This is a genomic window from Sporosarcina sp. E16_3 (genome assembly GCF_017347125.1).
GTDB lineage: Bacteria > Bacillota > Bacilli > Bacillales_A > Planococcaceae > Sporosarcina.
In genome coordinates, this window is sequence record NZ_JADPRX010000028.1 from 31721 (window position 1) to 54583 (window position 22863).

19 protein-coding genes are annotated in these 22863 nt (G+C 42.1%); 16 read left to right on the forward strand and 3 right to left on the reverse strand.

Features of this window, described 5'->3' with window-relative positions; all coding sequences use genetic code 11:
• Positions 1–13: 13 nt before the first annotated feature.
• Positions 14–1111 carry a M24 family metallopeptidase gene (locus I2483_RS14865; protein WP_207277900.1) on the reverse strand — a complete coding sequence of 366 codons (1098 nt, stop codon included), beginning with the start codon at positions 1109–1111 and terminating at the stop codon, positions 14–16.
• Positions 1112–1218: 107 nt separating this feature from the next.
• On the opposite strand from I2483_RS14865, the gene I2483_RS14870 reads away from it, so the two are divergent.
• Together I2483_RS14870 and I2483_RS14875 are read left to right on the forward strand one after the other, a co-directional pair.
• A complete protein-coding gene (locus I2483_RS14870) occupies positions 1219–1899 on the forward strand; it encodes a metal-dependent hydrolase (protein WP_207277901.1) in 681 nt (226 codons plus the stop codon).
• Positions 1900–2022: 123 nt separating this feature from the next.
• Positions 2023–3330, forward strand: a complete 1308-nt coding sequence (locus I2483_RS14875) for a DRTGG domain-containing protein (RefSeq protein ID WP_207277902.1) — start codon at positions 2023–2025, stop codon at positions 3328–3330.
• Positions 3331–3404: 74 nt separating this feature from the next.
• On the opposite strand, the gene I2483_RS14880 is transcribed toward I2483_RS14875, so the two are convergent.
• A complete protein-coding gene (locus I2483_RS14880; protein ID WP_207277903.1) occupies positions 3405–3725 on the reverse strand; it encodes a YtpI family protein in 321 nt (106 codons plus the stop codon).
• 92 nt (positions 3726–3817) lie between these two features.
• Here I2483_RS14880 and I2483_RS14885 point away from each other — a divergent pair, with 92 nt between their 5' ends.
• From I2483_RS14885 to I2483_RS14920, 8 genes are all read left to right on the forward strand, one after another.
• Positions 3818–4753 (forward strand): DHH family phosphoesterase, encoded by a 936-nt coding sequence (locus I2483_RS14885; RefSeq protein ID WP_207277904.1) that lies wholly within the window; start codon positions 3818–3820, stop codon positions 4751–4753.
• A gap of 21 nt (positions 4754–4774) precedes the next feature.
• The gene (dnaE, locus tag I2483_RS14890) at positions 4775–7858 is read left to right on the forward strand and encodes a DNA polymerase III subunit alpha (protein ID WP_207277905.1); all 3084 of its coding nucleotides are present in this window, start codon (positions 4775–4777) and stop codon (positions 7856–7858) included.
• Positions 7859–8725: 867 nt separating this feature from the next.
• Positions 8726–9385 (forward strand): FadR/GntR family transcriptional regulator, encoded by a 660-nt coding sequence (locus I2483_RS14895; protein ID WP_207277906.1) that lies wholly within the window; start codon positions 8726–8728, stop codon positions 9383–9385.
• Positions 9382–10242, forward strand: coding sequence for an acetyl-CoA carboxylase, carboxyltransferase subunit beta (gene accD, locus I2483_RS14900; protein ID WP_207277907.1), 861 nt, complete (start codon positions 9382–9384; stop codon positions 10240–10242). Before I2483_RS14895 ends, accD begins: the two co-directional genes overlap by 4 nt.
• A gap of 1 nt (position 10243) precedes the next feature.
• Positions 10244–11197, forward strand: coding sequence for an acetyl-CoA carboxylase carboxyltransferase subunit alpha (locus I2483_RS14905; RefSeq protein ID WP_207277908.1), 954 nt, complete (start codon positions 10244–10246; stop codon positions 11195–11197).
• 69 nt (positions 11198–11266) lie between these two features.
• Positions 11267–12226, forward strand: coding sequence for a 6-phosphofructokinase (gene pfkA / locus I2483_RS14910; protein ID WP_207277909.1), 960 nt, complete (start codon positions 11267–11269; stop codon positions 12224–12226).
• Positions 12227–12389: 163 nt separating this feature from the next.
• On the forward strand, positions 12390–14150 hold the full coding sequence (gene pyk / locus I2483_RS14915) for a pyruvate kinase (RefSeq protein ID WP_207277910.1): 1761 nt from the start codon (positions 12390–12392) through the stop codon (positions 14148–14150).
• 300 nt (positions 14151–14450) lie between these two features.
• Positions 14451–14834, forward strand: coding sequence for an FxsA family protein (locus tag I2483_RS14920; protein WP_207277911.1), 384 nt, complete (start codon positions 14451–14453; stop codon positions 14832–14834).
• On the opposite strand, the gene I2483_RS14925 is transcribed toward I2483_RS14920, so the two are convergent.
• The gene (locus tag I2483_RS14925) at positions 14824–15798 is read right to left on the reverse strand and encodes an AI-2E family transporter (RefSeq protein ID WP_186670086.1); all 975 of its coding nucleotides are present in this window, start codon (positions 15796–15798) and stop codon (positions 14824–14826) included. The genes I2483_RS14920 and I2483_RS14925 overlap by 11 nt on opposite strands.
• A 183-nt stretch (positions 15799–15981) precedes the next feature.
• On the opposite strand from I2483_RS14925, the gene citZ reads away from it, so the two are divergent.
• The 6 genes from citZ (at position 15982) to pnpS (ending at position 22259) form a co-directional block, all read left to right on the forward strand.
• Positions 15982–17097 (forward strand): citrate synthase, encoded by a 1116-nt coding sequence (gene citZ / locus I2483_RS14930; protein ID WP_186670088.1) that lies wholly within the window; start codon positions 15982–15984, stop codon positions 17095–17097.
• Positions 17098–17176: 79 nt separating this feature from the next.
• Positions 17177–18445, forward strand: coding sequence for an NADP-dependent isocitrate dehydrogenase (gene icd, locus I2483_RS14935; protein ID WP_186670090.1), 1269 nt, complete (start codon positions 17177–17179; stop codon positions 18443–18445).
• A 163-nt stretch (positions 18446–18608) separates the two neighbouring features.
• On the forward strand, positions 18609–19547 hold the full coding sequence (gene mdh, locus I2483_RS14940; RefSeq protein WP_207277912.1) for a malate dehydrogenase: 939 nt from the start codon (positions 18609–18611) through the stop codon (positions 19545–19547).
• A gap of 92 nt (positions 19548–19639) precedes the next feature.
• Complete coding sequence (locus I2483_RS14945; RefSeq protein ID WP_207277913.1) at positions 19640–20116, forward strand: MaoC/PaaZ C-terminal domain-containing protein; 477 nt, start codon at positions 19640–19642, stop codon at positions 20114–20116.
• Positions 20117–20133: 17 nt separating this feature from the next.
• Positions 20134–20844, forward strand: a complete 711-nt coding sequence (locus I2483_RS14950) for a response regulator transcription factor (protein WP_207277914.1) — start codon at positions 20134–20136, stop codon at positions 20842–20844.
• Positions 20844–22259: a two-component system histidine kinase PnpS gene (gene pnpS, locus I2483_RS14955; RefSeq protein ID WP_207277918.1), complete on the forward strand. Its 1416-nt coding sequence runs from the start codon at positions 20844–20846 to the stop codon at positions 22257–22259. The genes I2483_RS14950 and pnpS overlap by 1 nt, the downstream gene beginning before the upstream one ends.
• Positions 22260–22863 lie beyond the last annotated feature (604 nt).

The window sequence follows — 22863 nt, forward strand, 5'->3', positions numbered from 1 at the left end:
GCAGCCTTTTTGATTACGGTTGAATAATCTGCAATTCTTTAGGGAATTTCGTTAATACTTCGACGCCATTAGCTGTAACGACAACATCATCTTCAATCCGTACACCCGTGACTGCAGGATTATAAATACCTGGCTCGATTGTGAAGACCATACCTTCCACAAGAGCAAATTCATTTGTACCAGTCATGGATGGGAACTCGTGAACCGAAATTCCAAGTCCGTGACCGATACGGTGCGTGAAGTATTCACCGTAACCCGCTTGATCAATCACATCACGCGCAGCTTTATCAATTTCCATAGCTTTGACGCCGGGACGGACCAAATCAACAGCAGCCTGTTCCGCTTTTCTTACCGTTTCATAAATTTCGCGCATTGCATCCGTAGGTTCACCGAACGCGACTGTGCGTGTAATATCTGAACAGTAGCCATTATAAACAACGCCTAGGTCAAAGAGGATAAAATCGCCTTTTTGGATTTTACGATCTCCTGGTGTACCGTGTGGAGATGCTGTTTTCGGACCAGAAAGAACCATCGTATCGAACGCCATTTTCTGAACGCCTTTTTTCTTCATTTCAAACTCAATTGCCATAAGAATCTCAAGTTCAGTTTTTCCTTCAGCGATTTCCCTGCAACCAACTTCAATCGCGTAATCAGCCAGTTCAGCGGCTTTACGTAAATTAGTAAGTTCATCTTCGCTTTTGATGTTACGCATGCCGTTTAGCTGTTCGTCAAGGCGAACGAATGTAGCGCCTGCAAACAGTTGGTCCATCCGTTCTAAACGCTCCACTGTCAAATGAGATTTCTCAATTGCGATTGAAGTAGGAAGCCCTCCACGTTTACGGACAGCCTCCATTACGATATCCCAAGCATCATCCGTATCTTCGTGTCCAACTGCATCAAATGACCAACCAGCTGCTTTTACGTCAGGTACTTCCATCAAGGGACAAATCACAAATGGTTCTGCATCTTTAAATACCATTACGCCAAGAAGACGTTCATGCGGGTCGCTGTGGAATCCCGAAACGTAAAATACGTTATCTGGTGTAGTTATAAATGCTGCGTCAAGATTTTCTTTCTGTAAAAACTGTTGAATTTCTTTAACTTTACCCAATTTAATAACCTCCTATGTAACTGCAACCATTATAACAAAAAAGAGGGTTTTTGGGTTGTATATCGAAATTTGTCTTTATGAAGATAAAAAATGGAGGAGATTTTCAAATGCAAATTTCATACCACGGTCACTCGATTGTGAAAATAAAAACAGGTGACTACACAATTCTCATTGACCCGTTCATAACGGGAAATAAGCTGACGGATCTTGAAGTTGGAAATGAAAAACCGGATATTATTTTACTGACGCATGGGCATAATGATCATGTCGGGGATACGGTGGCAATTGCAAAGGCAAGCGATGCACTAGTCGTAGCCCCAAATGAGCTTGCCGTTTATTTGGGGTGGCAGGGAATCCGAACACATGGTATGAATATTGGAGGTGCCTGCGAATTTGAATTCGGTACAGTGAAATATACGCAAGCGTTTCATAGTTCCTCATACACGACCGAGACCAATGAAATCATTTATACGGGTATGCCCGCGGGTATTTTAGTAATGGCGGAAGACAAAACAATTTATCATGCTGGCGACACAGCTATTTTCGGTGATATGGAGATGATTGGTAAACGTCACTCAATCGATGTCGCATTTGTTCCAATCGGTGATAATTTTACGATGGGCCCCGTAGATGCTGCATACGCAGTCGGGTTGCTCAATCCGAAACTTGCTGTCCCAATCCATTTCAATACATTCCCACCAATTGAGCAGGACCCCGAAACATTCAAAGCACTCGTGGAAGGATATGAAGTGAAAATAATGGAGACGGGGGAAACTTTCGAATTATAAAAGTGCTATACGAAAGTTCTTTTGAAAGATCTCATCTATTGCATTCAGGCGCTCGGTTAGCCCTTCTCTTAAGTTTTTTGTGGTAGAATGTCCTTAAGGTCATGATAGAGAAAAGGTGAAGACATGGCGACAAAACATGAATTGATACTCCGTTATATCGATGGGCTAGCAGTCGGTGAGAAAATTTCGGTCCGCCAAGTAGCAAAGGCGCTGTCTGTCAGCGAAGGGACTGCTTACCGTGCCATCAAAGAGGCGGAAAATCAGAAACTCGTCAATACGATTGAACGGGTAGGCACAATCCGAATTGAAAAGAAAAAGAAAGAGAATATTGAACGTCTCACATTTGCAGAAGTGCTTAACATTGTCGACGGGCTAGTGATTGGTGGCCGTGGGGGATTACATAAGACGTTGACGAAATTCGTTATAGGTGCAATGCAATTAGATGACATGATGCGCTATATTGACGCGGGAAGTCTTTTGATTGTCGGAAATAGATTGAAAGCGCATGAAACGGCGCTTCTTGCAGGTGCTGCAGTGCTAGTCACTGGAGGATTTGACGCATCCGATGAAGTGAAAAAGTTAGCGGATGAATTGGAACTACCAGTTATTTCGACGAGTTATGACACATTTACCGTTGCAACGATGTTGAATAGGGCAATCTATGATCAGTTGATTGAAAAAGAAATTTTGCTTGTGGAAGATATTTTGACACCCCTTGCTGACACAATTACACTTTCAGCAAAGGATCAGGTCACTCATTTTCATGAGGTAAATGATAGGACATCTCATACTGGTTATCCAGTTGTTGAGAAAAGGGGGAAGCTTGTTGGTGTAATTACTTCACGTGATGCAATTGGTAAAAAGGATGATGAATTGATTGAAAAAGTAATGACACGTCATCCAATAACAGTTACGGGAAAAACATCTGTTGCTTCGGCTGGGCATAGTATGATTTGGGAAGGTATTGATTTGTTACCGGTTGTATCGGATGCGGGACTGCTTGCTGGAATTATTAGTCGTCAAGATGTCTTGAAGGCGCTTCAAATGACCCAGCGTCAACCTCAACAGGGTGAAACAATTGATGATATTGTTAAAAATCAGATGAAAACCATTCCTGAACAACCGCATACTGTTGAATTTACAGTCATCCCGCAAATGACGAATCAGTTTGGTTCTTTGTCATACGGAGCATTGACCACCCTTTTGACTGAAGCGGGTAATAGAGCCATCAAAATGCGGAAACGCGGGGAAAGTGTCCCGGAAAATATGTCGCTGTATTTTATTAAGAATGTTGAACTCGGAAGCGTAGTTGTCGTTATTCCAAAGATATTACATATGAGTAGAAGGTTTGTAAAAGTCGATTTCGATATACTAACTGAAGGAGACCTAGTTGCAAAGGCCATGATTATGTATCAACTGTTTGAACGATAATTAAAGAACGCAGTCAAAAACGCAACAACCTGACGCATGTAGCCTAGACGGAAAAACTGATGCACATTTGCGCATCAGTTGTCGTTCAACTTTGTTTCTTCATCTACAAAGCTTCTGTAATGTTTGTAGGCCTTGAAATTAAAAATGCCTACATAAGCTCCGAATAGGATAAATAAGGCAGCAATAATATATGTTGTGATACCGTCAAAAAGCATCAGCTGATTGATTCCGAAAAACAACAGCAAACCGCCGAGAGAGGAACCAGACATACTGGCATACATTTTCTTGCGAATAGGAAATAGTGATCTTGTGCGGAACTGCCGAGTCTTAAAGTAAAAATAGAAGACCGCAGAAGCAATGATGAAAAATACGAAAATGAAATTTATCGTTAACATGAAAGCCCTCCATTACATACAAACTTCTTACATTGTAGCGGCTTTTGGAGCAGAATGCGAACTGAATATATCGAAGCTTGGGGGAATCGGATATGAAAAGACAAATCATCGACACAATTGAAAAGTACGATAAAATCATTATTCATCGTCATGTGAGACCAGATCCTGATGCGTACGGATCACAATCAGGATTGAAAGAATTGATAAAAGCAAACTATCCTAATAAGCAAGTGTTTGCAGTGGGCCAACACGAAGAATCACTTACCTATCTAGCGCAACAAGATCACGTCGAGCGATCGTTTTATGAAGGCGCTCTTGTGATTGTTACTGATACAGGAAACACGGGGCGAATTGACAGTGAGTATTATACAGAAGGTGCTGTACTTATGAAGATTGATCATCATCCCGATGCTGATCCTTACGGTGATATCAAATGGGTTAACACCTCCGCAAGCTCGACATCTGAAATGATTTACTCGTTGTATGAAGAAGGCAAACAGTCTTATGGATGGAAAATGACTACTGATGCGGCTAGACTGCTATTTGCGGGAATTGTCGGAGATACAGGACGTTTTCTGTTTCCAAGTACAACAACTACTACTTTTGAAGCGGTAAGTGAGCTTATCAAATTTGATTTTGATCGACCGGAATTATTTGCGGGAATGTACGAGGTCAAGCGGGAATTGCTACATCTAAAAGGATATATGTACCAAAACTTCACCATGGACGAAAATGGAGCGGCATTTGTTAAAATAGACAAAGCGACACTTGAACAATTTGGGGTAACTGCATCTGATACATCTCAGCTTGTTGGGGCGTTAGGTGACGTACAAGGGATTGTCGCATGGATCATATTCATAGAGGAAGAGGATCAAATTCGCGTTCGACTGCGCTCGAAAGGTCCCGTCATCAATACTTTGGCTGCTGAGTACGGCGGCGGTGGACACCCTCTTGCTTCTGGTGCTTCTGTCCACTCGTGGGAAGAAGTAGACGAAGTCATTGCGAAGTTAAAAAAATTGTGTGTATAAAAAACAGGCGGAGGGATTGCATTGACACTTGTCTATCCGCAAGTAGTAACTGGCGCTGATCTTTTGCGTGGCATTAATAAACTTGATTACTTAGCCCCGCTTCTGAAAAGGAGAGGGGCTAAAGCCGTTGCAATTGTTAACTCGAAATTGTACGGCATTCGGTCATTCTATAAAGTGATGGAAAAATACGAAATTCGACCAGTTATCGGGTTATCCATCTTTTTAGAAATTGGAGAAGGGGAAGTTGTCCTTCTTTATGTCTATGCAAAAGATGATGAAGGCTATCGAAACTTGCTGAAAATGAGTAGCGCTGTTTCTGTAAGAGATTCTGAAACGCTGCCGCTGCAGTGGTTGAAAGCATATAGTAAAGGTTGTATCGTCGTTTGCCCATTGACGGATGTATCATGGGGAGTAGCCTTATCAGGCAATGAGGAAGTGTTCCAGCATGTCATAAAGGATTGTGACAAGTCATCGATAATCATTGGTGTCGCTAGGGCAGGAGGTGTCAGACATCCCGACGAAGAATTAATTGAAAAAATTGCTGAGAGTACTAGTACGCCTATCGCTGCGGTCTATGAAAGCCGGTACACCGACAAGGAAGATGCATTCGCTTATGAAGTTGCAGAGGCGATTCGGACAGGATTCAAGCTGAATGACCCGGCTAAGCCTGAAAATCAACAAAAGGCGGCATATCTACCTGAAGAAAATGAGCTTGCTGAATGGTTCTCAGACAGGCCTAAGTGGCTTACGAACACGTCAGATATGCTCTTGTCTTGTGATGCAGCATTGCCTCCAAGTCAATCGCTTATGCCTGTGTTTTCAGTTCCCGAGGGTGAAACCTCAACAACTTTGTTGGAGAAAAATGGCGTGAAGGGTTTGCAGAAACGACTAGGCAAAGTGGACGAGGTATATGAAGAACGTCTCCGTTATGAAATTAGTGTAATTAGTGAAATGGGCTTTGCTGATTACTTCCTAATTGTCGAAGATTTTATGCGTTACGCCAAAGAAAAGGCTATCTTGACAGGTCCAGGGCGGGGGTCTTCGGCCGGATCGCTTGTTGCTTATGCGCTTGGCATCACAGATGTTGATCCGATTAAATATGGGCTTATATTTGAACGATTTCTTAATCCGGGCCGTGTAACAATGCCGGACATTGATATCGATTTTGCAGATAATCGGCGTGCGGAAGTAATTGACTATGTTGCACAGAAATACGGGAAGACAAATGTCGCACAAATCATTACGTTTGGTACGCTTTCCGCCAGATCAGTCGCCCGAAATGTGGCACGTGTGTTTGATTTTTCAAATGAAGAAATGGCTTATTTATCAAAGGAAATACCAAATAGAAATAGAATTACGCTTGAAGCGGCGGTTGCAGAATCGAAGGCACTGCAAGATTGGATTGCAATTGACTCGATACGAAGTGATTGGTTGAAAGCAGCGATTCGTCTTGAAGGATTGCCCCGTAACGCATCAACGCATGCTGCTGGTGTGATTTTATCTCCTGTCCCGCTTGTTGAAGTGGTACCGCTTCAAAGTGGTGCGGATGGAATTTACCTTACCCAATGGCCGATGGGGGATGTTGAAGAACAAGGCTTATTAAAGATGGACTTCTTAGGTCTGCGTAATTTAACTTTATTAGACCGTATCAGGTCAATGATTGCCTACGATAGGGGAATTCGTTTGGATTTTGAAAAGATTCCCCTAAATGACGAAAAAACATTTGAGCTTTTTAGAGCGGGAGATATGACAGGTGTCTTTCAGTTTGAATCCGATGGAATGAGAGATGCTCTTCGTTTGATTCGACCGAATAAATTCGAAGATATTTTTGCCATTAATGCACTATATCGACCGGGACCAATGGACAATATCCCATTATATAGCCGGCGCAAAAATGATAATGAAAAAATAACGTATATTCATCCGCAACTTGAACCTGTTTTGAAAGAAACTTATGGGGTCATCGTCTACCAAGAACAAATTATGGAAATTGCAGTCCGCGTGGCGGGATTTACGATGGGTGAAGCGGATCTGTTAAGGCGTGCCGTCAGTAAGAAAAATCGGGAGAATCTTGAAAAGGAACGAATTCGTTTCACACAAAAAGCGTTCGAAAATGATTTTCCAGAAAATGCAGCTATTGCAATCTACGATCTTATTGTAAAGTTTGCAGACTATGGATTTCCGAAAAGTCATGCTGTGGCCTACTCTCTTATCTCGTACAGACTTGCTTATTTGAAAGCGAATGAACCCGCTTATTTTTACGCTGCACTCCTATCGTCAATGACTGGGAATAATGACAAGGCGATGGAGTTGATGCGCGAATCTGAGGCGATGGGTGTTAAGATTTTACCGCCATCTATTAAGCATAGTAAATATATGTATACGGTTGAAAAGGGTTCAATCCGGATTGGACTTGGTGCTATTAAAGGTGTGACGCCTACATTTTACGATGCTATAAAGCGTGCAAGGAAGTCTGGAGGCAATTGGAAAACATTATTTGATATGGCAGCATCAGTCGGTGGGGATGTGTTCACTGAGAAGGCTATTCGACCGCTTGTAAAAGCAGGGGCGTTAGATGAGTTCGGAGAATCAAGGGCTATTTTACTCGCTTCAATTGACGCAGCAATATCCCATGCATTATTCATCCGCCCTGATGATGGCGATGATTTATTGAGTGAAATACTTCGTTCGGTGGCCAGCCCGAAATATTCTCCGGGTGGTACACTGCCGCGCATGACACTTCTTGAATATGAAAGAGAGGTGCTTGGTTTCTATCTTTCAGAACACCCTGCGGCAGAAGTGAAAAAAGAAGCAGGCGGAGGATTCCATACCATTACTTCAATTGACACAATTCCAGACCGAGCGTATGTGAAAATAGCGGGTCTTATTACCGAGATTAAACGAATAAGAACGAAAAAAGGGGAGTCGATGGCATTTGTTACGCTTCAGGATGAGACGGGACAAATTTCTTGTACATTATTCCCAAAACAATATTTAATTTCAGAAAGTCAGCTTACAGAAATGGCGATAATTCAAGTCGAAGGAACTGTTGAACGTCGTAGAGGGAAGCCGCAAATACTTGTTCAACAAACGAAAAATAGTTGAGTGGCATGCCAATATAACTGGCATGCCTTTTTATAAATGCAAAACATGTGTTGATTAGCCAAAGTTAACCAGTAAATGACTGCTTGCTTTCGGATGTCTTTGGACTAAACGATTACTACACTATTATCGGGATTTCTTGCTGCGTAGGAATGCGACTTTGTCGTTAATCGTATGGTGTCCGTTCGTCCGTCGCTTTCCAAAGATACAGGTGCACTAAGTGCAAAAGCTTTTGGGAACGGGTGAATATCGACTTTCCCATCCATAAAGTAGTAGCCAAAGATTCAATTTTGGCTGCTTACTCCCTCTTTATAGCATTTTCTTTTCGAATTTAAGGCAAAGTCATATTCCCTATAACGCACACTGTTACTTGTATTATCTTTGCTGAAATAAGCAAAGAATGCTTTATTAAAAGCGGTGAAGTGCCCGAAATTTCATCTTCGGGCACTTGCAACCCCTGTAGAAAGGTAGTTATTCTATCATCTTCCAAAGTAGTTGCGTCTATCACTTGAACATTGTAGGTACGCGGCGGAGAGATAGTCATAACAGGATGACCGAAAAAGATGTGGTTGGAAATGACGATGTTATTTCCAACCACATATAATCCACGGTAAAGGTGTTGTGATCATCTCGTCCAAAGCGGGCTGGAAATGTACAAGTCCAAATGCAGACTTGTATGCTTGTCTACAGCTTCTTTATTTAGGAAGGTGGATAATCAATAGACGTGCCGTTGCGCAAATGTAGGTGTCGTGTGTTGCAGTTCGGTTCAATTTCCACCTTTCACTTTACGTTCAGCATCGTTTTCTGTATGCTTAAGACAGGAGTGGTCAGACCACTTTTCATCATGTATATTTCCAAAGGGGTCCACGCATGCAAAATCCAAAACCATCGTCGAAAATGTTTCTAGATATTGTCGGTGAACTTAGATCGATAATTACAGAAGAAGGCATTGAAACCGGTGGAAAGCTGCCTTCCGAACGTGAATTGGCAGAGCGTCTGCAGGCAGGGAGATCCACGATTCGTGAAGCGTTACGAAGTTTGGAACTGCTCGGACTTATCGAAACGCGGCGGGGTGAAGGGACGTTCCTTGTCGATTTCAGGAAGCATCAACTTGTTGAAGTACTTGCAGCTTTCATCATGCAACAGCCAGATTCCGTCACCGATGTACAGGAAACAAGAAGAATTCATGAAACTGCGGCAATCCTTACAATATGTAAGGACAGTGCATTACGGGCGTTACCAGTATGGGATAGCTTGTTAAAAAAAATTGATCAGGATGGGGAAATTTTACGAGAGGACCTTGTCCGTGAAATGATTGTTGCGGCTGGAAATCGATTATCGCTTAAAATTTGGTTTTTATTAAAACAATATAGTAAAGTACCATTCAGTGAAATGACAAAGATTGATGAAAATGAAAGTGTGAAAATGTTGCTTCTAAACTTGGGCAATGGCAATGTAATTGCCACGTTGGAAGCCTATTCTGAATGGATTAAACTAGTTGAAAGTGAAAGAGGGGACAATAATAAATGATTCGCGATCTATTTATGAAAAATAGAAAAAAGCATACGACGACAATACCTTCCGTTGACGCTAAAAATGACGTACCTGAAGGAATCATGACGAAATGTTCAGAATGTAAAAATATTATTTTAACAAAAGATTTAATCAAACTAATGAAAGTCTGCCCGAAATGTGATCATCATTTTAAGATGACAGCAGCTGAACGTGTAGCTTGCTTGTTTGATGAAGAGACGTTCAAATCAATTGACGATCATTTGAAAACGGAAAATCCGCTTAATTTCCCTGCTTATACTGAAAAAGTTGAGTCAGATGCGAGAAAAACGGGATTAAATGAGGCAGTTCTTACTGGTACAGGTAAAATCGATGGAGTGGAAATTGCTGTAGCCATTATGGATGCCCATTTCCGAATGGGTTCGATGGGATCAGTTGTGGGTGAAAAGATTACCCGTGCAATCGAAAAAGCGACTGCACTAGGTATTCCAATGATTATCTTTTCTGCGAGCGGCGGGGCACGTATGCAGGAAGGCGTGTTATCGCTCATGCAAATGGCGAAAACGAGTGTCGCACTAACACGTCATGCCAGTGAAGGATTGTTATATATATCCGTCATGACGTACCCAACGACAGGCGGCGTGTCCGCAAGTTTCGCTTCTGTCGGCGATATTAATATCGCAGAGCCGAAAGCACTTATCGGATTTGCGGGTAGACGCGTTATCGAACAAACTGTTAGGGAAAAATTACCGGAAGACTTCCAAACTGCAGAATTCCTGCTGGATCACGGCCAATTGGATGCAGTCGTTCACCGTGCTGATATGAAAGAAACCTTATCTAAGATTGTTCGACTTCACGTGAAGGGAGCTAATTGACATGAGTAAGACGTTGAAATTCGAGGAGCCAATTGTCAAGCTACGCGAGAAAATCGTGGAACTTGAAGAGTTCACGGCAAACAACTCAGTTGACCTTTCAGATGAAATCGGAACGTTGAAAGTGCGTTTGAAGAACTTGGAAGAAGAGATTTACGAGAATATGGAACCATGGGACCGTGTTCAAGTGGCGAGGCATCCGGAACGCCCGACTACAATTGATTATATCAATATGTTGTTTGAAGATTTTATGCAACTACACGGCGACCGGGCATATGGTGATGACGCAGCAATTGTTGGCGGTATCGCTTCATTTGAATCCGTTCCAATAACAGTTATCGGCCATCAGCGTGGGAAAGACACAAAAGAGAATGTCAAACGGAATTTCGGAATGCCGCATCCTGAGGGGTATAGGAAAGCATTGCGCCTTATGAAACAAGCTGAAAAATTCGGCAGACCAATCATTTGTTTCATCGATACAAAAGGTGCTTTTCCTGGCAAGGCCGCTGAAGAGCGAGGACAAAGCGAAGCGATTGCACGAAATCTTGTTGAAATGGCTGGCTTGACTGTTCCAGTTATCTCTATCGTCATCGGAGAAGGCGGAAGTGGCGGGGCGCTGGCACTTGGGGTGGCGAATCACATTCATATGCTTGAACATTCAACCTACTCCGTTATTTCACCTGAAGGAGCCGCGACCATTCTTTGGAAAGATTCAAGTCTTGCCAAACAAGCTGCCGAAGCTATGAAAATTACTGCTCCACACTTGAAAGAAATGGGTATTATCGATGCTATTATTCCTGAAGTTCGGGGTGGTGCGCATCGTGACTCGAAAGCGCAGGCGATTAGTATCGGGAATGCAATTCGAACTTCGTTAGATGAATTAGGAACTCTGGATGGCAAAGGTCTTGTTGACCATCGTTATGATAAATTTCGTTGTATTGGCGTTTTTTCTGAATAAAAGAAAGGTGCGGGTGACCGCATTTTTTCGTGTTCACAAAAAGACTAAATCTACATAGGAGTGATTTCAATGAAGAAAATTGCCGTGTTGACAAGTGGGGGAGACGCACCAGGGATGAATGCTGCAGTTCGGGCAGTTGTTCGGAAAGCAATTTACGAAGGACTTGAAGTTGCAGGTGTTTTTAATGGTTACCAAGGATTAATCGAAGGGAAAATCGAACTCCTACAATTAGGCTCCGTGGGGGATATCATTCAACGGGGTGGGACGATATTACGGTCAGCCCGCAGTGCTGAATTCCGAACGCTGGAAGGTCGTGAAAAAGCCTTAAAGCAATTGAAGTTAAACGGCATTGAAGCGCTAGTCGTCATTGGCGGTGATGGTTCATTCAGAGGTGCACTTGAATTAACAGCTCTCGGCCTACCATGTGTCGGCGTTCCAGCAACAATAGATAATGACATCAATGGCACTGAACTCACAATCGGTTTTGATACGGCATTGAATACAGTCATTGACGCCATCGATAAGATACGCGATACAGCTACATCTCATGAACGGACATTCATCGTTGAGGTTATGGGTCGCGATGCAGGAGACCTTGCTTTATGGGCGGGACTGGCCGGCGGTGCTGAAACGATTCTTGTTCCAGAAGAAAAATATGAACTACCGAATATTATCGAACGGCTAAAAAGTGGGACGGGACGAGGTAAAAAGCATAGCATCATTATTGTAGCTGAAGGGGTTATGTCAGCTGCCGAGCTTGCCGAAATATTGAAGCGTGAAGCTGGTATTGAAACACGTATATCAGTCCTGGGACATATTCAGCGAGGGGGTTCTCCTTCTGCGCGTGATCGTGTCATTGCGAGTCAGTACGGAGCAAAAGCTGTAGAAGTATTGATAGAAGGACGCAGCGGCATTGCAATTGGCATGCGAAATCATATGGTGGTAGAATATGAGTTGGCAGACGTTTTCGAACAATCAGGCGGTTTGGATATGGACATGTATAAGCTATCCAAGGAATTGTCAATTTAACTTTATTCGGCAGAAGTTTCCCACCTTTATACGTGGAAAGACAAAGCAAACAAATGTCTGGAATTCATAGTGCATTCAAACGTCGACTGAATTAAGCAATCATTATTCAAAATCTGGGCACAATTGATTGGGTTTTTAAAAAAAATAAAAGAGGCGATTGTTGATGAGAAAAACGAAAATAGTATGTACGATTGGCCCTGCAAGTGAATCACCGGAATTATTGGAACAGCTTATTGATGCTGGTATGAATGTAGCGAGGCTGAATTTTTCCCATGGTAATCATGCAGAACATAAAGCCCGTATCGATTCCATTAGAAAAGTCGCACGTGAAAAAGGTAAAGTTGTTGGGATCCTGCTAGATACGAAAGGTCCTGAAATACGGACGCATTCCATGGAGAATGGAAAGTTGGAACTTGTCACAGGACAAAAAATTGATATTTCTATGACGCAAGTTGAAGGAAATAATGAAGTGTTTTCAATAAGTTACGATAAACTTATTGAAGATGTATACGAGGGTTCTGTCATTCTCTTAGATGATGGTCTAATTCAATTGGAAGTTACTGGAAAAGATGAAGTGCGAGGATTAATCCATACACTGATTGTTAATTCAGGGCCATTAAGCAATAATAAGGGCGTTAACGTACCGGGGATTTCGGTTCAACTTCCTGGAATGACGGAAAAGGATGCAGAAGATATCCTGTTCGGTATTAGAGAAGGTGTCGACTTCATAGCTGCCTCATTCGTAAGACGGGCTTCCGATGTTATGGAAATACGAGCCCTTCTTGAGAACAACAACGGCTCGAACTTGCAAATCATTCCGAAGATAGAGAATCAAGAAGGCGTCGACAACATCGATGAAATCTTGAATGTTTCGGACGGTCTTATGGTTGCTCGTGGTGATCTTGGAGTAGAAATTCCACCGGAAGAAGTACCACTTGTCCAGAAGAAATTGATTGAGAAGTGTAACCAGGCGGGTAAGCCAGTTATTACCGCAACACAAATGCTTGATTCGATGCAGCGAAACCCGCGTCCTACACGTGCGGAAGCGAGCGATGTTGCAAATGCTATTTTTGACGGTAGTGATGCAATCATGCTGTCAGGAGAGACGGCAGCAGGAATTTATCCTATCGAATCAGTTCAGACGATGGATCGTATTGCGCGGACTACAGAAGCAGCAATTGATTATCGTTCTGTCGTTTCAACACGCCGCCGCGAAAAACACGGCAATATGACTGAAGCGATTGGACAAGCTGCGGCATACACGGCTATCAACTTGAAAGTGAAGGCCGTCCTTGCTCCAACAGAAAGTGGCCATACAGCTAAAATGATTGCCAAATACCGCCCAGGTTGTCCGGTTATTGCGGTAACATCTTCTGAAGCTTGTTCAAGAAGACTATCACTCATTTGGGGCGTCTACCCGATTGTTGGAAAAAAAGTTTCTTCGATTGATGAAATCCTGCAAGAGTCCGTAGAAGAGAGTGTTAAACATCAGTATGTAGGACATGGTGATGTGGTTATCATTACGGCTGGTGTTCCAGTTGGTAAGGCGGGCACGACGAACTTGATGAAAATTCATGTTATCGGCGATTTGCTTGCACGAGGACAAGGGATAGGCAAAGATGTAGCTTTTGGCCGAACTGTTGTAGCTAAAAATGCTGCTGAAGCATTGGCATATGATACAGAAGGAGCAATACTTGTAACGAATGCATCTGATCGTGATATGATGCCTGCCATCGAGAAATGTGCAGGACTCATTACGGAAGAAGGCGGATTGACAAGTCATGGAGCAATTGTTGGACTCAGTTTAGGTATACCGATTATTGTCGGTGTTGAAGACGCTACCAAGCTGATTCAGCATGGTAAGGAAATTACGATGGATGCTGAATCTGGCGTTATCTATAATGGGCGCGCGAGCGTTCTATAAAGTTAATCTTCAATCAGAGTGGGGGTTCTTCATCCCCGCTGATTGTTTAAAAGAACTTAGGCTAAGTGCGCCACGTCCTGTGGCAAAGCCTAAGTAACCAACAGGGAGGAATGAACTGCAATTCCTCCTCGTTGGCCCTAACCATTCGGGCTTTTACGGGCAGTTGATCCCCCACTTATTCTTCCCGTATCCTTGAAGACTTGAAGTGGGGGTCTTACTGCCCGTTAATGCGGGATAAATAAGATAAGGCTGCTTCCGATACGCTCGGTAAGCAGCCTTTTTTAGGAGATGGATTTTAGCATGAAATGGATTGTACTCACATTTATTGTTGTTCCAACAGCTGAACTTGCTCTACTACTATATTCAGGGAAGACGCTGGGGCTTCTGCCTACGATAGCTATCATTCTTATTACGGGGATAGGGGGGGCGTACCTCGCTAAGCGCCAAGGGATGAAGGCTTGGACTGAATTGAAAATGCGCATGACAGTTATGGAGACACCTGGAGATGCGCTTATTGATGGTGTTTGTATTCTATTTGGGGGGATTTTGCTCATCATGCCCGGTTTTATTACTGACCTATTCGGCTTATTACTACTCTTCAAAGGACCTAGGAATAGTATCAGACCATTCATTCGGAATTGGATCTATAATAAAATGAAAAAAGGACAAATTGTTATCCGGTAAATAAAGGGTGTTGTCTTACTTTCAGTGCGGCAAAAAGTAAGAATGGCGTTAGTAGAATACCGGGTAATCCAAATAGATAGAAGGAAGAAGCTGTTATGAAGAAAGCATGAATTGGCTTTAGGTGAAAAGTGGATGCCCACATATAGGATTCGGCCATTTGTCTAGTTATCATGGTGAATAGATAAAGTAAAATGAGTGAGATTCCTATATAAAGATTGTTTGTGTATAGAAAGAAGGCAGCCATTGGCAGAAGGAACAGACCGATTCCGAGGAATGGCAGGCTATCTGCTAGTGAGATAAGAAAAGCGTTGCCAATGGGTGACTCGAATCGTAGAAGCAAGAACCCTATTGTGATAATACAAAATGTCAGGAAGAATAAGCGCGCTTCTACTGACACAAACGTTCCAATAAGTTTACCGGATGTTGTAAACATTCTTTTAGCAGGCTGGCGTATGACACTCGGGAAATAGACTAGAAACCAATAGCGGTTTTTTCCGGATTCCCGTAAGGCAAAAAAGTAAGCTACGAGGAAAATGAACAAACTGAAGAGCTGTTGAAAAACGGTACTAATGATTGTTAAGGTGTATTCTAGAAGCGCATGGCCATATTCCACAACTTTATCTTCTAGGAAAGTGAATAGTTTGCTTAGGATGTCGGTATTTTGTGTGAATGGGGCTATATGGCGTTCGACAGTTGGAACGGTGTCAATAAGTCCGTGAATTGCAATGAAAGTGAACGCGCTCATTAAAAAAAGCATAAGTGTCATGACGAATAATGTTGCAATTGTAAGTGGAAGCTTGGTCATTGTGCGGACGGATGATAAGATAGGAGCAGTGAAGTAGGCAATGATGACAGCGATTGCCGCCGGGGGAACAGTAAACAGGATAATGCCCGCGAAAACAGCAGGCAACCATTTCATGAAAATTGATTGAAATGCTTGTTGCTTGTTCCGATTTTCTGGCATTTTCCGACCCCCTTTTTATAAATCAAAAAACAAAAACAAGCGTATCCATTCACAAAGATGACAAAATTGATTATAATGGTCGTTGTAAGCGTTTTAAGTAGCGAATTAATATTAGCAGACTAGCTGTTCTTCTTTCTTTTTTTTATAGGTTGGACAGCTGTACTGAAAGAGGGAGCGATTTATATGACGTCAACCAAAGGGTTGGAAGGAGTCGTAGCGACACAGTCAGCAATCAGTTCTATTATTGATGACACACTTACATATGTCGGCTATGATATTGATGATCTTGCAGATAACGCCAGCTTTGAAGAAGTTATTTATCTTCTTTGGCACCAGCGTCTGCCGAAAGAGGATGAGCTTGCAGAGCTGAAAAAACAGCTTGCAGAGAATATGTCTGTTCCTCAAGAAGTACTTAATCATTTCAAAACGTATCCAATTGCAGACGTACACCCAATGGCGGCACTGCGTACTGCAGTATCTCTACTTGGACTATACGATGAAAAAGCAGAAGATATGTCTGATGAAGCAAATTACGAAAAAGCGATTAAGCTTCAAGCAAAAATCGCTACGCTCGTTACTTCATTCTCACGTATCCGTAAAGGCCTTGAGCCAGTTGCTCCAAAAGCTGAACTAGGCTATGCTGAAAACTTCCTATATATGCTTTCAGGTAAACAGCCTGAAGCAATTGCAATTGAAGCATTCGACAAAGCACTTGTCCTTCATGCAGACCATGAGCTAAATGCATCTACATTCACAGCGCGCGTTTGTGTGGCAACGCTTTCTGATATGTATTCAGGTGTTACAGCAGCGATTGGCGCACTAAAAGGACCACTTCACGGTGGTGCAAACGAACAAGTAATGAAAATGCTGATGGAAATCGGTTCTGAAGACAAAGTAGAAGCGTATATCCGTGCAAAATTAGATAACAAAGAAAAAATCATGGGCTTCGGCCACCGTGTCTACCGCCAAGGCGACCCACGTGCGAAACATCTTCGTGCAATGTCTAAGCGTTTGACTGAACTTCGCGGCGAAGAGAAATGGTACAATATGTCCAATAAAATCGAAGAAATTGTTACTGGCGAAAAGAATTTGCCGCCAAACGTCGATTTCTATTCGGCTTCTGTCTATCATTCACTCGACATCGATCATGATTTATTCACGCCGATTTTTGCAGTATCTCGTATTTCGGGATGGATTGCACATATCCGTGAGCAATATGCGAACAATCGATTGATCCGTCCTCGTGCAGATTATACAGGGCCGGGCATGCAGAAATACGTTCCGATTAAAGAACGATAAGAACGATAAGAACGATAAAACATGGGGCAGCATAGATATATGCCGGCCCTCTGATTTTGAATTTGGGAGGAAATTAATTATGACTAACGGTGGAAAAATTACAGTAACTAATGGTGTTTTAAACGTTCCTGATCACGCAACAATTCCTTTTATTATCGGTGACGGTACTGGTCCGGATATTTGGCATTCAGCATCACGCGTACTTGAAGCAGCTGTCGATAAAGCTTACGATGGTAAGAAAAAGCTTGTGTGGAAAGAAGTTCTTGCAGGAGAAAAAGCATTCAACGAAACTGGCGAATGGCTTCCACAAGCAACACTTGACACAATTGATGAGTATTTGATCGCTATTAAAGGACCACTTACTACGCCAATCGGTGGCGGTTTCCGTTCATTGAACGTTGCACTTCGCCAAGAATTGGATCTTTACACTTGCCTACGTCCAGTACGTTACTTTGAAGGTGTTCCTTCACCGGTTAAACGTCCTGAAGATTGTGATATGGTTATTTTCCGCGAAAATACGGAAGATATCTATGCAGGTATTGAATACAAAGAAGGTACACCTGAAGCGAAAAAAGTAATCGAATTCCTACAAAACGAAATGGGTGTTAAAAATATCCGCTTCCCAGAAACTTCTGGAATCGGTATCAAACCTATTTCTGAAGAAGGTACAAAACGTCTAGTACGTGCTGCTCTTACTTATATTATTAAAGAAGGCCGCAAGTCATTGACGCTTGTCCATAAAGGAAATATCATGAAGTTCACAGAAGGCGCATTCAAAAACTGGGGCTATGAAGTTGCTGAACAAGAATTCGGCGATAAAGTCTTCACATGGAACCAGTATGATCAAATCAAAGACGCTGATGGAACTGACGCTGCGAACAAAGCACAAGCTGAAGCTGAAGCAGCAGGCAAAATCATCGTTAAAGATTCGATTGCTGATATCTTCTTGCAACAAATCTTGACACGTCCAAAAGAGTTCGATGTTGTTGCAACAATGAACTTGAACGGCGACTATATATCTGATGCACTTGCTGCGCAAGTTGGCGGAATTGGTATCGCTCCTGGAGCAAACATCAACTACATTACTGGTCATGCAATCTTTGAAGCAACTCACGGTACTGCACCGAAATATGCAGGACTTGACAAAGTTAATCCTTCTTCACTCCTTCTTTCAGGCGTCTTGATGCTTGAGCATCTTGGATGGAACGAAGCGGCAGCTATGATCACTGCTTCAATCGAAAAAACAATTGTTTCTAAAGTTGTAACGTACGACTTTGCTCGTCTTATGGACGGTGCAACAGAAGTGAAAGCATCTGAATTCGCAAATGAATTGATTAAAAACCTTTAATTTGAATTAGCAGAAGTCCGTGCTGATTCAAATTACGCCGAGGCGTAATTGATTTACTAATACTCCAACGGCGGAAAACTCTAGTTTTCCGCCGTTGGAGATTTTTATTAGATTGAATGAGGGGGATGCCCTTCATACATATGAATAAAAGGAGAGTTAACCCATGACAATGCAACGTAAAAAAGTCTCAGTTATCGGTTCTGGTTTCACTGGTGCAACTACGGCATTTCTTTTAGCCCAAAAAGAGCTTTGCGATGTAGTGATTGTTGATATTCCACAAATGGAAAACCCGACAAAAGGGAAAGCACTTGATATGATGGAAGCTGGACCTGTTCAAGGTTTTGACGCGAATATTATAGGGACTTCAGATTACGCGGATACAAAAGACTCGGATATCGTCATTATCACAGCTGGAATTGCACGTAAACCAGGTATGAGCCGTGATGACCTTGTTCAAACGAACCAAAAAGTCATGAAAATCGTAACAGCTGAAATCGTAAAACATTCTCCTAACACAACAATCATCGTATTGACGAACCCTGTTGATGCTATGACTTACACAGTATACAAAGAATCTGGATTACCGAAAGAACGCGTAATCGGACAATCTGGTGTACTTGATACTGCTCGTTTCCGCACCTTTGTAGCGCAAGAATTGAACTTGTCTGTTAAAGACGTCACTGGTTTCGTACTTGGCGGTCATGGCGATGATATGGTTCCACTTGTACGCTACTCATATGCTGGTGGTATTCCACTTGAATCGTTGATCTCTCCTGAGCGTCTTGAAGAAATCGTAGACCGTACACGCAAAGGTGGAGCAGAAATCGTTAACCTTCTTGGGAATGGTTCTGCTTACTATGCACCAGCTGCATCACTAGTTGAAATGGCTGAAGCGATTCTAAAAGATCAGAAACGTGTTCTTCCTTCGATTGCATACCTTGAAGGCGAGTACGGTCTTGATGGTATTTACATCGGTGTTCCAACGGTGCTTGGTGCAGGCGGTATCGAAAAAATCATCGAACTTGAATTGACTGAAGAAGAAAAAGTTGCATTAGCTAATTCTGCTGAATCAGTTAAAGCTGTTATGAAAGTTCTTGTCTAATATCTTTTAAAAAAATCGAGTAGCATATGCTACTCGATTTTTTTTCTAATTATTGATAAACTTGTATTACCACATTAAAAGGGGGAAGTTAGTTGATACTAGGGAAAAAAAGACGTCTAGGTAGAAAAATAGAAGAGATTACTGTTGGAGAAAAATTGAAATTGACAGAGAAAATCGAAGATAAAGATCTACTGCTCTATCTTGGACTAACAAATGATAGTAACCCACTCTATATCCAGCATGATTATGCTTCGCAGACGGCTTATGGAATGCCTATCGTACCAACTATTATGCTAACAGGGATTGTGACATCCGCCGTTTCGAAGTATTTACCTGGACCTGGTTCACATATCGTGAAACAACAGTTGTCATTCCAAAAAGCTGTGTATCACTATACAACTATCAATTTTTTGCTCGAAATTATTCATGTTGATAAAGAAAAAAATTCAATAGATATTTCAATAGAAGCACGTGACGAAAAGGAGGACATCGTCATTTCTGGAGTCGTGACAGTCACTCCGCCAAAAGTGGAAGAACGACTTACATCACAAGCAATGGATAACTTTTGATAGGGGATTGATGCAAGTTGAGTTCAAGTATAAAGAAAATATTGATTGTCGATGACGAACAGCCGATTCGAACACTACTAGAATACAACTTGAAGCAGGCACAATACGCAACAATTACTGCTGCTGACGGGGAAGAAGCGGTAGTGAAAGCAGAAATAGAAAAACCTGATTTAATCTTACTTGACTTAATGCTTCCAAAAATGGATGGAATTGATGTATGCAAAACGTTAAGGCAGCGTGGACTCGATATCCCAATTATCATGCTTACGGCAAAAGGGGACGAGCTAGACAAAGTGCTCGGCCTTGAGATTGGCGCGGACGATTATATGACGAAGCCGTTCAGTCCACGTGAAGTTGTTGCACGCGTTAAGGCTGTATTAAGACGCAGCGGGGAACGGACAGACAAAGTCGAAGAAACGGGAATATTAACTACTGGATTATTAACGGTGCACGCTGAACAATACGAAGCTTATCTTGACAAAGTAGAACTTGAGTTCACTCCAAAGGAATTCGAACTGCTTGTTTATTTCATGCAGAACAAGAACCGGGTGCTATCACGGGACCAGCTTTTGAGCGCGGTTTGGAATTATGACTTCGCTGGTGATACACGCATCGTCGATGTTCATGTCAGCCATTTACGTGAGAAAATTGAAGAAAACACGAAGAAACCTGTTTTCATCAAGACGGTAAGGGGAATTGGCTATAAATTTGAGGAGCCAAAAGTTTGATGAAAGATCTATATTCTAGATTAACCATCGCATGTGCAATTCTTCTTTCAGTTCTATTAACTGGCCTCGGTATTGTCCTGGGTCAGTTTTTCCCTTTATTCGCACGGGATATCTCACTTGATCTGCAACACCAATATTGGGTTTATTTAATCATCACGCTGATAATTGCATTTATTATCTCACTCTTAATAGCAATGCGGATGATGATGCAATACGCTCGTCCTGTCGACGAAGTGACAAAAGTTGCCGTTCAAATTGCGCAAGGTGATTACCTTGTAAGGACAAAGACGGATGAACCAGAATATAATAATGAACTTGCGATTTCCATTAACAAAATAGCGAGCAATCTGCAAGAGATGTCGACACTTCGCATGATGGAAAAAGAGCGCTTGAAAACACTTATAGAAAGTATGGGTAGCGGGCTTCTGATGTTTGGTCGTGAAGGATCAGTCAATCTTGTAAATGGGGTATTTGAAAAGACGTTTGGATTTTCAAAAGAGGAGCCAATTGGTAAGACGTTTAAAACAATCGGTTTACCTATTGAAATTGAAGATTTGATTGAAGATGTATTTATGACAGAACAAGTACGTGAAAAACAGGTTAGGATTGATTCAGGGGGTATTTATTCCTACATGGGCGTTTATGGTGCGCCTGTTATCGGCCATCACGGGAATTGGCTCGGTATTGTTGTTGTCATGCATGATATTACAAATCTTGTCCGACTCGAAGAAATAAGAAAAGACTTCGTTGCAAATGTATCCCACGAACTTCGTACTCCTATTACTTCAATTAAAGGGTTTACTGAAACATTATTAGATGGTGCGATGAATGAACCTGTCATAATGAAAGAGTTTCTTGAAATCATTCAAAAAGAAAGTAATCGTCTACATCTATTAATTGATGACTTGCTCGAATTATCGGCAATGGAAAGAGAAAACTTTTCACTTCAGTTTGGACATGTTGAGCTGCTAGAGCTGATGAATGATGCATTGGAAATCGTTTCCGGTAGTTTGGAGCGTAAGAAGATGGCTATCAATTTGGATATTGCGGATGAAATCGTTATCGAAGGCGATGCAAGTCGATTAATTCAAGTTATGGTGAATCTTTTATCGAATGCGATTAACTATTCAAAAGAACAGACAACAATTACTGTTTCAGTTAAAAAAGTAGCAAATAGTGCCATTATCCAAGTGCAGGATGAAGGAATCGGTATCGAACAAGTTGAACTGGCACGGCTGTTTGAACGCTTCTACCGTGTTGACCGTGCTAGAAGCCGCGACTCGGGTGGCACTGGGCTAGGACTAGCTATTGTCAAACACCTCGTGGAAGCCCATAGTGGTACAGTCGATGTGGAAAGCACAATCGGTGTTGGTACATTGATTCGCATCTGTCTACCTTTGCGAGAAGGTAACTAAGCAATTCAAAAGTCACATCTGTCGATTAACCAAAATTAACTAGGGGATAAATTAATTACACACTGGGCGCTACGTGTATTGTTGCTTCCGGATTGCTTTAGATTGAACGACTACTATACCATTATCGAGATGTCTGGATATGTCGGGATGCGCCTTTGTCGCATCCCGACATATTTTTTCGTTAATCGTATGAGTGTCCTTCATCCGTCGCGCTCCAAATGCATAAGTACACGAAGTGCAGATGCTTTTTGGGACGAAAGAATAGAGGGGCTTCTTACCTGGAGAAAAGCCGCCAAAGATGCAATTTTGGCGGCAGATGCTTTCTCTATGGTTTTTCCTTTCTTTATTAAAGAAGTGTCACATTCTAGTAGACATCACATAATTAGATGCATAAACTTTACTAAAAGTAAGCAAGAAGTACATTATACAACGTGCAAGAGTGCCCGAAATTGCATCTTCGGGCACTTACACACTTTATGGAATGTCATCTATTCTATTCTTAAAAAAAACTGCATTTTTCACTTGAATAGTGTAGGAACGCGACAGGCAACTATTCACAACAGGATTACTGAAAAAAGTGTGGCTAGAAGTGACGGAGTCACTT

Excerpts from the sequence above, each read along its gene's own strand:
- I2483_RS14870 (WP_207277901.1), top strand. The coding sequence starts at position 1,219 with ATGCAAATTTCATACCACGGTCACTCGATTGTGAAAATAAAAACAGGT.
- I2483_RS14875 (WP_207277902.1), top strand. The coding sequence starts at position 2,023 with ATGGCGACAAAACATGAATTGATACTCCGTTATATCGATGGGCTAGCA.
- I2483_RS14880 (WP_207277903.1), bottom strand. The coding sequence starts at position 3,725 with ATGTTAACGATAAATTTCATTTTCGTATTTTTCATCATTGCTTCTGCG.
- I2483_RS14885 (WP_207277904.1), top strand. The coding sequence starts at position 3,818 with ATGAAAAGACAAATCATCGACACAATTGAAAAGTACGATAAAATCATT.
- I2483_RS14895 (WP_207277906.1), top strand. The coding sequence starts at position 8,726 with ATGCAAAATCCAAAACCATCGTCGAAAATGTTTCTAGATATTGTCGGT.
- accD (WP_207277907.1), top strand. The coding sequence starts at position 9,382 with ATGATTCGCGATCTATTTATGAAAAATAGAAAAAAGCATACGACGACA.
- I2483_RS14905 (WP_207277908.1), top strand. The coding sequence starts at position 10,244 with ATGAGTAAGACGTTGAAATTCGAGGAGCCAATTGTCAAGCTACGCGAG.
- pfkA (WP_207277909.1), top strand. The coding sequence starts at position 11,267 with ATGAAGAAAATTGCCGTGTTGACAAGTGGGGGAGACGCACCAGGGATG.
- pyk (WP_207277910.1), top strand. The coding sequence starts at position 12,390 with ATGAGAAAAACGAAAATAGTATGTACGATTGGCCCTGCAAGTGAATCA.
- I2483_RS14920 (WP_207277911.1), top strand. The coding sequence starts at position 14,451 with ATGAAATGGATTGTACTCACATTTATTGTTGTTCCAACAGCTGAACTT.
- I2483_RS14925 (WP_186670086.1), bottom strand. The coding sequence starts at position 15,798 with ATGCCAGAAAATCGGAACAAGCAACAAGCATTTCAATCAATTTTCATG.
- citZ (WP_186670088.1), top strand. The coding sequence starts at position 15,982 with ATGACGTCAACCAAAGGGTTGGAAGGAGTCGTAGCGACACAGTCAGCA.
- icd (WP_186670090.1), top strand. The coding sequence starts at position 17,177 with ATGACTAACGGTGGAAAAATTACAGTAACTAATGGTGTTTTAAACGTT.
- mdh (WP_207277912.1), top strand. The coding sequence starts at position 18,609 with ATGACAATGCAACGTAAAAAAGTCTCAGTTATCGGTTCTGGTTTCACT.
- pnpS (WP_207277918.1), top strand. The coding sequence starts at position 20,844 with ATGAAAGATCTATATTCTAGATTAACCATCGCATGTGCAATTCTTCTT.